Annotated in this window: 11 protein-coding genes; 6 read left to right on the forward strand and 5 right to left on the reverse strand. The window is 64.8% G+C overall.

The window, feature by feature from the left end; all coding sequences use genetic code 11:
• Positions 1-47 precede the first annotated feature (47 nt).
• Positions 48-482: a CBS domain-containing protein gene (locus QKY98_RS04945; RefSeq protein WP_007160094.1), complete on the forward strand. Its 435-nt coding sequence runs from the start codon at positions 48-50 to the stop codon at positions 480-482.
• Between the two features lie 79 nt (positions 483-561).
• Positions 562-2,505 carry a TonB-dependent receptor domain-containing protein gene (locus QKY98_RS04950; protein WP_284670428.1) on the forward strand — a complete coding sequence of 648 codons (1,944 nt, stop codon included), beginning with the start codon at positions 562-564 and terminating at the stop codon, positions 2,503-2,505.
• Between the two features lie 266 nt (positions 2,506-2,771).
• On the opposite strand, the gene QKY98_RS04955 is transcribed toward QKY98_RS04950, so the two are convergent.
• The 5 genes from QKY98_RS04955 to QKY98_RS04975 all read right to left on the reverse strand — a co-directional run bounded on the left by QKY98_RS04955 (position 2,772) and on the right by QKY98_RS04975 (position 6,679).
• The gene (locus QKY98_RS04955) at positions 2,772-4,127 is read right to left on the reverse strand and encodes a HAMP domain-containing sensor histidine kinase (RefSeq protein ID WP_284670429.1); all 1,356 of its coding nucleotides are present in this window, start codon (positions 4,125-4,127) and stop codon (positions 2,772-2,774) included.
• Complete coding sequence (locus QKY98_RS04960; protein WP_108582214.1) at positions 4,124-4,852, reverse strand: response regulator transcription factor; 729 nt, start codon at positions 4,850-4,852, stop codon at positions 4,124-4,126. The genes QKY98_RS04955 and QKY98_RS04960 overlap by 4 nt, the downstream gene beginning before the upstream one ends.
• 68 nt (positions 4,853-4,920) lie before the next feature.
• Positions 4,921-5,589 carry a GNAT family N-acetyltransferase gene (locus tag QKY98_RS04965; RefSeq protein WP_284670589.1) on the reverse strand — a complete coding sequence of 223 codons (669 nt, stop codon included), beginning with the start codon at positions 5,587-5,589 and terminating at the stop codon, positions 4,921-4,923.
• Positions 5,583-6,032: a GNAT family N-acetyltransferase gene (locus QKY98_RS04970; RefSeq protein WP_284670430.1), complete on the reverse strand. Its 450-nt coding sequence runs from the start codon at positions 6,030-6,032 to the stop codon at positions 5,583-5,585. Before QKY98_RS04970 ends, QKY98_RS04965 begins: the two co-directional genes overlap by 7 nt.
• A gap of 14 nt (positions 6,033-6,046) precedes the next feature.
• Positions 6,047-6,679, reverse strand: a complete 633-nt coding sequence (locus tag QKY98_RS04975) for an FMN-binding negative transcriptional regulator (protein WP_044341260.1) — start codon at positions 6,677-6,679, stop codon at positions 6,047-6,049.
• Between the two features lie 90 nt (positions 6,680-6,769).
• On the opposite strand from QKY98_RS04975, the gene pdxR reads away from it, so the two are divergent.
• The 4 genes from pdxR (at position 6,770) to QKY98_RS04995 (ending at position 12,446) form a co-directional block, all read left to right on the forward strand.
• A complete protein-coding gene (gene pdxR, locus QKY98_RS04980; RefSeq protein WP_284670431.1) occupies positions 6,770-8,188 on the forward strand; it encodes a MocR-like pyridoxine biosynthesis transcription factor PdxR in 1,419 nt (472 codons plus the stop codon).
• Positions 8,189-8,419: 231 nt separating this feature from the next.
• Positions 8,420-9,889, forward strand: a complete 1,470-nt coding sequence (locus QKY98_RS04985; protein WP_145249006.1) for an OmpA family protein — start codon at positions 8,420-8,422, stop codon at positions 9,887-9,889.
• A gap of 15 nt (positions 9,890-9,904) precedes the next feature.
• Entirely contained in the window at positions 9,905-11,611 is a 1,707-nt protein-coding gene (locus QKY98_RS04990) for a hypothetical protein (protein ID WP_284670432.1), read from the forward strand.
• A gap of 1 nt (position 11,612) precedes the next feature.
• Complete coding sequence (locus tag QKY98_RS04995; RefSeq protein ID WP_042134915.1) at positions 11,613-12,446, forward strand: hypothetical protein; 834 nt, start codon at positions 11,613-11,615, stop codon at positions 12,444-12,446.
• Positions 12,447-12,599 lie beyond the last annotated feature (153 nt).

Raw genomic sequence — 12,599 nt, forward strand, 5'->3', positions numbered from 1 at the left:
CTGCCAGGCACCTCCGGTCACGCTCGCCTCACCTCAGGAGAACTACAATGAAAACCGTCGCCCAGTTGCTTGCCCTGAAGACCCAGCAGGACGTCTACACCATCGCCCCCGACGCCTGGGTGCTCGACGCCCTGCGCCTGATGGCGGAAAAGAACGTCGGGGCCCTGCCGGTGATGCGCGACGGCGAACTGGTGGGCATCGTCAGCGAGCGCGACTATGCGCGCAAGGTGGCCTTGCAGGGGCGCTCCTCCTATGCGACCCCGGTCAGCGAGATCATGACCGAGGCGGTCATCATCGTGCTGCCGCAGCAGACCGTGGGCGACTGCATGCAGATGATGACCGACCACCACCTGCGCCACCTGCCGGTGATGGGCAACGGCAAGCTGATCGGGCTGCTGTCCATCGGCGACCTGGTCAAGGCGACCACCGTCCAGCAGGCGGAGCTGATCCGCCATCTGGAAGGCTATATCCGCGGCGAGTGAATGCCGCTGTCTCAACCTGTCCCAATTTCCGTAACGTCAATCATTACCATCCATGCCCTTTTACCGGAGGGCATGGCTCATGGCCAGGTTGCAACGTTTCATCGCTACGCCGCTGGCGCTCGGCCTGGCCGCCGCCAGCCTGGCGGTCCAAGCCGAAGAGATCACCGATCTCGACACCACGGTGGTCACCGCCGCCGGCTTCGAACAGCGTCTGGAGAACGCACCCGCTTCAGTCACCGTGATCGACGCCGAGACCCTGCGCAAGCGCCCGATCCGCGATCTGGGCGACGCCCTGCGCGACGTCGAGGGCGTGGTGGTCAACGGTGCGGCCAATGAAACCGATATCTCCATCCGGGGCATGCCGGGGGACTACACCCTGATCCTGGTGGACGGTAAGCGGCAGAGCGCGCGGGAGTCGCGGGTCAACGGCAATCGCGGCTACGAGCAGAGCTTCATTCCGCCGGCGGCGGCCATCGAGCGGATCGAGGTGGTACGCGGGCCCATGTCCTCGCTGTATGGCTCCGACGCCATCGGCGGGGTGATCAACATCATCACCAAGAAGAACGCCGCCACCTGGCACGGCTCCCTGACCACCGACTACATCGCCCAGCAGCACCGCGACCAGGGCAATTCGCGCCAGGGCCAATTCTTTCTGAGCGGACCGCTGCACACCGACCTGCTCGGTCTGCAGCTCTGGGGCCGCTACCTTGATCGCCAGGCCGACGACGACATCGAGCGGACCCAGGGCTTCAGCAAGGCGCGTCATCGCGATCTGACTGGGCGCCTGGCCCTTACCCCTAACGAGAATCACGAATTCCTGCTGGAAGCCGGGCAGACGCGCCTGCGCAACGGCGACGGCCTGAGCGACAACTGGGCGACCCGCCAGCAGGACAACGACCGCGATCACTGGTCGCTGAGTCACACCGGCCACTGGACCGGCGGGCTGCGTTCGGACGTGTCGCTGCTGCACGAGGAGACCTCTCGCGAAGGCCTTGCCACGCCGGAGCAGACCGATGTCTATGGGCGCAAGCCCCAGGTCGAGAACACCGTGTTCGATGCCAAGCTGGTGACGCCCCTGGATGACCACCTGCTCACCACCGGTCTGCAATACAACCGTGGCGAGGTACAGGATTGGAACCAGGGGCTGAACGATCGCCGCCAGTATTCCTTTGCGGTGACCCAGCAGGCGCTGTTCGCCGAGGACGAGTGGGCCATTACCGACAGCTTCGCGCTCACCGGCGGGCTGCGCCTGGATCACCACGAGCTGTACGGCAATCACTGGAGTCCGCGGCTCTACGGGGTCTGGCATGCCACTCCCGAGTGGACCTTCAAGGGCGGCGTCTCACGCGGCTTCAAGGCGCCGGAAATTCGCGCCGTGGCGCCGGGTTACGCCTATCTGCGGCGCAACCGCTTCGTCATGCTCGGCAATCCGGATCTCAAGCCGGAGACCAGTACCAACTACGAGGTGGCGGCGCTCTGGTCCAACCGGCGCAATCTGGAAGCGGCGGCGACGCTGTTCTACAACGACTTTCAGGACAAGCTGTCCACGGTCACCACCACCGAGCGCTGGAATGGCTACATCCGCATGGACCGCATCAACGTCGACGAGGCGGTAATCCGCGGCGTGGAGCTCAGCGGTGGCTGGGACATCACCGAGGCCCTGCGCCTGGGCGGCAACTTCACCTATCTCGACTCGGAGCAGCGCAGCGGTCCCAACCAGGGTGCGCCCCTGGCCCTGACCCCGGAGCGCAAGGCCAACGTCCGCCTGGACTGGACCCTGTCGGACCGGCTCAATCTGTGGACGGCGCTGGATTACTACGGTGAGGAATACGACGCCACCCTGACCGGCGAAGCGGCGCCGGCCTATACCACCTGGGACGTGGGCGGCGGCTTCGTGGCGACGCGCAACCTGAGCTTCAATGCCGCTATCCGCAACCTGAACGATCGGCGCCTGGACGACGAGACCTATGGCACGGTGAACTACGGCCGGCATCTCTGGGTGAGTGCGACTCTGAGCTTCTAAGGGAGCCAGATGCTCCACGTGGAACCTCCACTGCGTTGGTGCTGGAACCGTAGCGTGGAAAACGGAGGAGCCTTTTCCACCAGGGAATCCGCTGTGAGGCACGCCCCGGAGGGAGAAGGCGCTATTCGAGCAGGCGTTCATCTCCAGCATCAGCCAGATCCTGATCGATCAAGGTGGCGCTACCCTGGGAGCCATTGTCCTGGCGCGACAAGGTCTTTTGTTTGGACGATCGCGGCCATGGGCCGCTCCTACGGGATATCTGGCTGCTAGGAGGTCGACGGCAGCAGGATCCGGGCGCAGAGGCCGCCTTGCGGGCGATTGCGCAGCTGCAGCTCGCCGCCGTGGGCGAGGATACAGGCCCGGGCGATGGCCAGGCCGAGACCGAGGCCACGAGCGCTGTCCTGGCCCGGAGGCCGGTAGAAGGGTTCGAAGACCCGTTCCAGCTGGTTTTCCGGCAGGCCGGGGCCGTCGTCGAGGATGTCCAGGCGGAGCAGCTGTGGCGCGGGGCGCGACAGCTCCAGTGTGGCGCTGCCACCGTGCTGCAGGGCGTTGTCGAGCAGATTGCCCAGGGCGCGCTTGAGCGCCAGTGGGCGACCGCGGAGCAGTGCCGCGCCGGTGCCCGACCAGGTCACCGTCTGGCCCAATGCCTGATAGCGATCCTGCAATGCCTGCAGCAGGGCGACGAGGTCGACATCCTGGTGGCTTTCGGTCCGGCGCTCGCCACGGATGAAGTCGAGGGTTTCCTGCACCATGGCGTCCAGTTCGGCCAGGCTTTCTTCCATGTCGTCGCGCTCGACCGACGGCTCCAGCAGGGCCAATTGCACCCGCAGCGCAGCCAGTGGAGTGTTGAAGTCGTGGCTGATGGCGGCCAGCATGCGCACCCGATCATCCAGGTGGCGCAGCAGCCGTTCCTGCATCAGCTCGAAGGCCGCTGCCAGCTCCCTGGCCTCGCGTGGGCCCTGACGGACCTCCAGGCGACTGCGCTCGCCCCGGCTGAGTCCCTCCGCGGCGCGGGTGAGTCGTTGCAGCGGCCGTACCAGTTGGCCGATCAGCAGCCAGGCCAGCAGCAGCACCGGCAGGGCGCCCAGCAGCAGCGACCAGCCCAGGGCGGTCAGCCAGCCGTGGCCGCGTGCCGGATACTGCACGGCATTGAGCCAGCGACCGTCCGAAAGGCGCACGCTGCTGCGCAAGCGCAGGGGTGCCCAGCCGGCTGAGGTCAGCGGCGAGGCGCGGGCGGCGTCGCCGGCGAGGCCTTCCAGCTGCATCACCAGACCCTCTTCGGCCTGTCCAAGGCGCCGCGCCAGATCCCGGGTCAGGCGGCGTTCTTCCGCGAGCATGGGGAAGGGCGCCACCTCCGGCGTCGTGGCTATCCAGACCTGTGCCGGTGACTCGGCCAGCACCCGCAGCAGGGCTTGCGCCTGCGCCGTCGGCAGGCGCTCGACCGCAGTACGGGCCACCGCCAGGCGCTCCAAGGCCTGGCCATAGGACAACGGATGGACCAGCGCGCCGGTCTGGTGCAGGACCAGCGCCGCGGCCGCGTGCGCCAGCAGCAAGGCCGCGCAGAACAGCAGGCAGAGGCGGGGGGTGATGCCCTGCAGCCAGCTATGCCAGGGCGCGATCATGGGCCGTCCAGGGCCTCCACCGGGCAGTCCAGCAGATAGCCGCGGCCCCAGACGGTCCGCAGCGGCGATTCGCCTGCCGGATCGGCCAACCGCAGGCGCAGGCGACTGACCTGGCGATCCAGGCTGCGGTCTTCCAGCGCGCGATCGGGCGGCTGTACCTGGTGCAGCAATAGATCACGATGCAGCACGGTCTGGGGCCGACACAGGAAGGCCAGCAGCAGGCGCGCCTCCGCCTGACCCAGGCGGCGGGTGCTGCCGTCCGGGTAGTGCAGGCGCTGACTGACGGCGGCGTAGTGCCAGCCCGCGAAACGATAGATCGCCGCCGGTACAGGCTCGCTCGGAGACGTCGGAGCGGTCGCCTGGTAGCGACGATGCAGGGTGCGAATCCGTGCCACCAGTTCGCGCGGTTCGAAGGGCTTGGTCAGGTAGTCGTCGGCGCCCTGTTCCAGGCCAAGCACCCGGTCATCCACCTCGCCCCGGGCGGTGAGCAGGATGATCGGCGTCGTGTCGCGCTGGCGTAGCTCACGGCAGAGACTGAAGCCGTCGCCATCCGGCAGCATCACGTCGAGGACGATGACATCGAAGCGCTGCTGCGCGAGCAGCGCCTTCATCCGCGTGGCATCGGCTGCGGTGGTGGCTTCGAGCCCCTGGCGACGCAGGTAGATCGCCAGGGGCTCACGCAGCTTGCGGTGGTCGTCGACGAGTAGGACGTGGATGGCGGTCACGGCGAAGGGAGATTGGTGGTAGCAACCTCTCTAGGATAACGCTTTGCCTGCTCCGTTGGTATTGCTTCTCATTTGCTGGGCGCGACAGCCAGGGCGCTGAGCTGGCGTCCTTCGGCATCGAAATTCTCCGCCGCCAGCCAGCGCCGGAAGCCGGCGTCGACCGTGGGCCATTCGTGATCCAGCAGGCTGAACCAGGCGGTGTCGCGATTGCGGCCCTTGACCACCCGGTGCTGGCGGAACAGCCCCTCAGGGCGCATGCCCAGGCGTTCGGCGGCGCGTTTCGAGCGGGTATTGGCGTTGTCGCACTTCCACTCCAGGCGCCGATAGCCGAGGGCGAAGGCCTCCTGCATCAGCAGATAGAAGGCCTCGGTAGCCAGGGGCGTGCGCTGCAGGCGCCCGCCGAAGGCGACATGGCCGATCTCGATGCTGCCGTGTTCGGGGACGATGCTCATCAGGCTGAGTTGCCCCAGGGCGCGACCGTCGCGGGGGTCCACTACCGCATAGAAAAGCGGATCGCGCCCCTGGGCCAGGCCGGCCAGCCAGCCGTCGAAGGCGGCCCGCTCGGTGAAGGGGCCATAGGGCAGATAGTCCCACAGGGCCGGGTCCCGGTCGTGCAGGGCTTCCCAGAGATCGTCGCCATGACGCGGCGGGTCCAGGGGTTCCAGGCGTACATGGTGACCCTGCAGCAAGCGGGGCTGGGGCACATGGGCCGGGGTCCAGTCGAGCGGGGTCATGATCTGTCTCCCAGCAGGTGACGGTACTGGATGAAGCCGGAGCGGGTTGCGATGCGATCGTAGAGCTGGCGTCCCGGGTAGTTGGTCTCCTGGGTCAGCCAGTGCACCCGGTCGCAGCCGTCCGCTTCGGCGCGGGCATAGACGTGCTCGATCAGGGCGCGGCCCAGGCCGCCGCCGCGGTGGTCCTGGGCGACATAGAGATCCTGCAGGTAGCAGTAATCGCTCTCGGTCCAGCAGGAGGGGTGATAGATGAAGTGCACCAGGCCCAGGGGCCGCTCGCCGTCCCAGGCCAGGGCGCCATGCAGGGGCTGGGCGGGATCGAGCAGGCGCTGCCAGGTGCGGGCATAGGTGGCCTCCGGCAGGACGGTCTCGTAGAAGGCCAGGTAGGCCTGCCAGAGGTCGTGCCAGACGGCGTGATCGGCTTCGCTCAGGGGGCGGATGGTCATGGGTGGCTCCAGGGTCAGGCGGGAGAGGGGATCAGGGCGGCCAGGGCCTGGTCGCCGGGTACCGGGCTGGCGGCCAGACCCTGGCGGACGCCTTCGCGATCGGCGGCGTTGCGATTCTGGCTGAGCTTGGCGAGGCCCTGGAGGCTGTCGAGGGGCAGGCGCAGGCCGCGGATGGCGCGCAGCATGCCCTGGACATAATCCGCGGGCGCATCCGCGACCTGCCAGGGCCGGGCACGCCCGGCTTCGTGCTGGTCGGTGAGGCGCTCCAGCAGCTGCAGCAGGCGCTCGGGGTCATCGAACACCTCGACGCTGCCACGGGCATGCACCGCCTGGTAGTTCCAGGTCGGCACCACCCGCCCATGTTCGGCCTTGCCGGGATAGAAGGCCGGGCTGACATAGGCCTGGGGACCCTGGAACACCGCCAGCGCGACAGGGGCCCCGACCAGTGCCTGGGCCTGGGGATTGCTGCGTGCCAGATGGCCATAGAGGGTGCCATAGGGACCCTCGTCGGGCGCCAGCCAGAGCGGCAGATGACTCACCAGCGGACCGGCCTCGGTCTGGCTGACCAGCAGCGCCAGGGCGTGATCGCGCAGGTGCTGGTGCAGCCTGGGCAGGTCGTCGAGACAGAAGGCGGGATTGGGATACATGGATAGGAACTCCAGCGATGTCCGACCATGCTAAGGTCGCCTTTGGCTCCCTGTAAGAGCCAATTTCCATGACTTTCAGGGTGCCAATCCATGCTGGGATTCGAGCCGTCGGGGCTGTTGCTGGAGCCGGGTCGGAGGCTGGCGCGCCAGCTCTACCAGGGCCTGCGCGAGCGCATCCTGGCCGGTGAGCTGGCCGCCGGGGTACGGCTGCCGGCCAGTCGCGAACTGGCGCGGCTGCTGGGGATCTCGCGCAATACCGTGACCGCCGCCTACGAGCAGCTGCTGGCCGAAGGTTTTCTCGACAGCCGCCCGGGCGACGGCACCTATGTCGCGCCCGTGACCCGTGCGCTGGCCGCTCCCGAAGCCACAACCAGGGCCGCCCCCTTGCCCCTGGCCAGCGTGCCGCCCGGCGCGCCGTGCGCCTTTCGGGTCGGCCTGCCGGCGGTGGATCTGTTTCCCTTCGCCACCTGGGCGCGGCTGCAGCAGCGTTTCTGGCGCCAGCCGGAGCCGGCGCTGCTGGGCTATCGCGAACCCGGCGGCGAACCGCGACTGCGCCGCCTGCTCTGCGCCTACCTGCGCCAGGCGCGGGGCCTGGTCTGCGCACCCGAGCAGATCCTCATCACCAGCGGCGCCCAGCAGGCCATCGAACTCTGCGCCCGGCTGCTGCTGGCGCCCGGCGCCCCGGCGGCCATGGAGGATCCCGGCTATCGCGCCGCGGGCCTGGCCTTGCAGAGTGGCGGGGCGCGGCTGCAGGGAATCCCGGTGGATACGGCAGGGCTGGTGGTAGAGCAACTGGCTGGCCAGCGGGACTGCCGACTGGTCTATGTCACCCCTTCGCACCAGTATCCCACCGGCGCCGTGCTCTCCCTGCCGCGCCGCCTGGCGCTCTTGGACTGGGCACGGCAGACGGACGCCTGGATCGTCGAGGACGACTACGACGGCGAATACCGCTACCAGGGCGCGCCGCTGGCGCCCCTGGCCGCGCTGGATCGCCACGGTCGGGTGCTCTATGTCGGCACCTTTTCCAAGATCGCCTTTCCCGGCCTGCGCCTGGGCTATCTGGTGGCCCCGCCCGCGCTGGTGCCGGCGCTGCTGGAGCTGCAACGGGCCGGCATCCGCCATCTCGACAGCGCCACCCAGACGGTCATGGCCGATTTCATCGAGCAGGGTCATTTCCAGCGCCATATCCGGCGCATGAGACGGGCCGCGCGCAATCGCCGTGATGCCCTGCTGGCCGGCTGGCCAGAGGTCGCCGGCTGCGCCCCGCCGGGTGTGCCAGTGGCCGGCCTGCATCTGTGCCTGCCGGTCACCCAGCTGGCCCGCGAAGCCGAGCTGGTAGCGCGGGCGGCCGCGGTCGGGGTGGAACTCAACGCGCTGTCGCGCTACTGGCTGCCCGAGGGCCCGACCCCGCCCGACGCCCGCGCCGGATTGGTGCTGGGCTTCGCGGCGGTGCCGGAGGTGCGGATCGAGGAGGCGCTGGCCAGGCTGCGGGAGGCCTGGAGTGAGTAGTTATGAAGGCAATAACGTTAGTTATGATATTGCCTTGAGATTATTAGGCTGACGCTAGTTTGGCTGTCATTGCAATTGAACCTACTTGTGCTTCACTTGCCATCCCCGATATCGGGATATAATCCAGGCTTCTATCCTGCTAGATAGAGCACCCGCCGTTTTCATGGATGAAACATCATAGGTCGTTTCATCCTGGTTATCCGTTATCTCCAGTAACCAGGAGTCACTTACGTGAGTCAGGCTTCTTTGCTTCCTTCCCGGCCAGTTCGCCTTGCTGCGCTGGCCGTAGCCATTTCCCTGGGCGTTACCGGCTGCGCCACCGTCGATAATTTTTCCAGCGGCCAAAGTCGTACCGTCAACTGTCTGGCTGGCGGTTTCCTCGGCGCCGCTACAGGCGTAGCCGCGGCTGCGCTGGCCAAGGGCGATGGTGCGACCCTGATCGCCGGGGCCGTGGTCGGCGCCTCGGTTGGCTGTGGCGCCGCCCTGGCCTACAAGAATCGTCTCGAGCGACTCAAGCAGATCGCTGAGCAGGAGAAGATCCCGCTTCAGGTGGAAACGTTGCAGACTGCCGCCGCTACGCCTTCGGCTGCGCCCCAAGAAGCGGGGCTGGTGGCTCAGATCGCCGATGAAGGCATGTTCCCGACAGGGAGTGCCCAGCTCAACGACGAAGGTCGCCGCAAGCTCGCCAAGCTTGCCAGTGCCTATGTTGGCAAGGAAGCCACACCCATTCTTATCGTTGGCCATACCGACGCTACCGGCACACCGGCCATCAACCAGGCGCTGTCGGAACAGCGCGCACGGGCGGTAGCAAGCATTCTGGTCGAGCAGGGCATTTCGCGAGATCGCATGTACTTCCAGGGTGCCGGCGCCTCACGCCCCATCGCCGACAATAGCGATCCGCTCGAGCGTGGCAAGAACCGTCGCGTCGAGATCGTCGAGTTGAACGACAAGGCGATGCTGGTCAAGCGTATCAACGCGGAAAAGAACAACGCCAAGTATCTGGCCCATGGCACCGCCACGGAGTCCGTGGCCAAGCCCGAGAGTAAAAAACCGGCTGTTGCCACGGCTTCGTCGAAAACCGTCAAGACGGCTGATGCCGAGGCGCCTCGGCAGGCGAAGCCGAGCGTGGCGAAAATCGATTTCGGCGGTCAGCCGGTTGCCAGCGGTGCCTGGAAGCTGGGTCAGGCCCTGCGTCCGAAAAGCGGTGGATTCACGCTGATCTCCACTGCCTACGCCCAGGTGCCCATGAGCAGCTGTCAGCAGGACGCCCCGCGCGTCAGTGGCGAGGTCAAAAGCTTCGCCACCGGCGCTGCGCTATCTGACCATGCCACGCGCGAATACCTGCCAGGCATGAACGGACGCGCCTGGGCCGGCTTGGTCAATGGGCATCTGGTGACCCTGTCGCCGGTTGCCGTGCTGCGTGATAACGCTGCGCTGGTGAAGGATCCGAAAGTCTTCGTCACCCAGAACTATGAAAAAAACAAAGGCGGACCCAGCGATGCCTATACGGCCGTCGCCAATACCTATGAAGGTGAAGACGCCATTCTCTATCGGGTCTTCTTGGAACAACCCGAGCAGGCACCGGTAAGTTGTATTGATGTAGTGATTAAAAAGACCGGCGACAAAAGTATCGACGGCGACTTGTTTTACGACAATGGCACCAAGCCTTACATAGCGACTTACGCGCCTGTGCGCGGCTGATTCCGGGGACGAAACATGGAACTTTTCGAGACGTTGACGACAGCGCTGGCGGCTTATCGCTACGTGATATGGCCGCTGATCAGTCTGTTGGTGCTGGTCGTGGTAATCATCCGCTGGTGGGAGGAGGTCAAGTACTTCTTCCTCAATCTGGGCGTCAGCTTTCCGGTGGTGGGCTTTATCGCCAAGGCGTCCAAGCGCGATCTCATGCAGGATCGCGAGGAAGGAGGGACGGCCTGGTACAAGGCTGAGCGCGAACTGTGCGCGAAATACCATCGTTATTACGAGCGCGTGAACAAGGACGCAGCCTTCTACGACAAATGCGCAAACTATCTGAACAAGGTGGAAGAGCGCGGCCGCAAACCCACGGGATTGCCACTGTGGATTGGCAGCATCTTTCTAGTGATCCTCGAGGCGTTCATCTTCGCCCTGGTACTGGCGCCTTTCATTGCCAACAACATTTCCGCCAATCAGGCGGAATTCTCGGCCATCGTCATCTCTCTGCTGATCGGTACGATTCTGGTTCCTGCTACCCACCTCATGGGCGCCGAGATTCACCGTAACGGCCTTATCAGCAAGGCTCGCGAATGGCATCGGCAGGCTCGGCGCAACAACAATGCCAAGGATCTTCAGGCCGATGCCAACGTCGATCTGGACCGTACCGGTCTCGATGATAAAGAGCCCAAGTACCTGCATATCATCAATCGGGTAAAGCACAACGCCACGGTCTCCCCAACCTGGTGGACCACCATCATTGCTACGGCGCTTATCCTGACGCTGGCCATTGGTGCCTACTTCATCCGAGCCTCCACCATCAACGAACTGGAAACCCAGCAGGTAAACGGTTCGCCCTATGCTTCGGGTAGCGGTTCGGCGCTTACGCCAGACGCCTCGCCTTTCCAACTGCCCAGCGAAGCCACTGCCGATGGGCAGGCGGCTGACCAGCGTGCGGCCAGTGAGGTCGCGGGAGATCGGATCTTCGCCTACAAACTCACCTTCTTCATCCTGTCGGTCATTTTCATCGGCGTGCAGATCATCGGCATCCTGATCGGCGTTTTCCGTTCGTTCGCAGGCACCCAGTCACGGGAAGCAGCGGGCTATATCTCCGGCTTCAGCAGTGCCAGTGAATTCGCGGCCTATCAGCAGAGTCAGCGTGATCGAGTCGCCCGAGATGCCGAGGCCAAGCTCAGCAGCCTGCAAGAGCGGATCGAGCATCGTCATTCTCTAGGCGGTAGTGCTGACCGTGGTCCGCGTCGGAGCTTTGCGCTCTATGCCAACGAGAAGGAGCGGCAGAACAGCGAAAATCAGCAGCAGAAAAAAGCGCGTGCGGCCGCCAACGAGTTGGAAGAAATGCGCAAGGCGCTCGATACCGCCAGGGAAAAGCAGGCCTTGCAACGTGAATTGGCTGCGCTCAACAACGCGGCGGCTAGTGCTGAAGTCTCAGCTCCTGAGCGCTCGTCGAGCGCGACCGTTGAAGCACCAGCACCAGCACCAGCACCAGCACCAGCACCAGCACCAGTATCTGTACCAGCACCGGTATCGGCACCGGAGCCCACGGCTGCCTTGGACCAGAACGCCTTGATCGCCAATCTGGGCGATCTCACGGTCTATTCGCCCGAAGAACTGACCGCTATTGGCGAAGAGTTGGGTATCGACAACGCCGCGCTGCTGAGCAAGCAGAAAGTGCAGGTGGCGATAAAACGCGCCAAGAAAGAGGGTGCCTGAAATGCGTCTGACCGTAACCCTGGCAATCGCGGGCCTGTTGTTGGCGCCTGCGGCAATGGCGGCTGAACGTAACGATCTGCCGAGCTGCTACAGCTATGCGCAATTGGCCAGCGAACAGCCAGCCGCGTCGGGGCGAGCGTTGACGGTGGTCATCGATGAAACGGTCAATATGCCCCAGGCGCTGAAAAGCAGTGCCTGGGAGCACACCCTGAGATACCTGCAGCCCGGCGACAGCATCAAGCTCTATCAATTTTCGGCGCTGTTGCAGAACAACTACATGAAGTTGCAGTTCGCCGGCGTCCTGGAAAAACCGTTGGTTGGCAAGGTGCGTAACCATATCGGCAATGCCAGTCTCAAGAAACTCGATACCTGTCTGCAACAGCAGGCCGCCTTTTTCCAGAAGACATTCGGCAAGCAATTCGTCGAGAGTTTCGGCAAGCCGAACGAGGAGATATCGCGCAGCGAAATCTTCGCCAGCCTCAAGAAAATTGGTGAAGACCTAGGCCAGGAGCCCAGCGCGGATCAGGTCATTCTGCTGGTATCCGACATGCTGGAAAACAGCGACTTCGGCAGCTTCTATCAAGCTAACCGCATTCGTGGAATCGACCCTGCAGCCGAGCTGGCCAAGGTAGAGAAGAAGGAGCTGTTCGCCCAACTGCACGGCGCCCGGGTTTATGTGATGGGCGCGGGGCTGATCGGTGACGATGCCAAAGGCGCCTATCGTTCAGGCAAGGTACTGCAGAGTCTCGAACGTTTCTGGCAGGGCTATTTCGAACGCTCCAATGCCACGCTCGTCAGCTTCGGTACGCCAGAGCTGACCACCGATCTCAAGTAACCGCTGGATCCTGCTGCCTTAACTGCAACTTCAAAGGATCACTCCTCCTATAGCGGGTGTGATCCTTTGAAGAGCAGCCTTTTCAACGCTGGCTTCAGCAAATTCGGTCGGCATTCATCCCGGTTGGCGCTCGGTCGATCGGCTTGTACCAGG

Origin of the sequence: Pseudomonas sp. HR1, from assembly GCF_030175875.1 — a bacterium.
Classification (GTDB): domain Bacteria; phylum Pseudomonadota; class Gammaproteobacteria; order Pseudomonadales; family Pseudomonadaceae; genus Chryseomonas; species Chryseomonas oryzihabitans.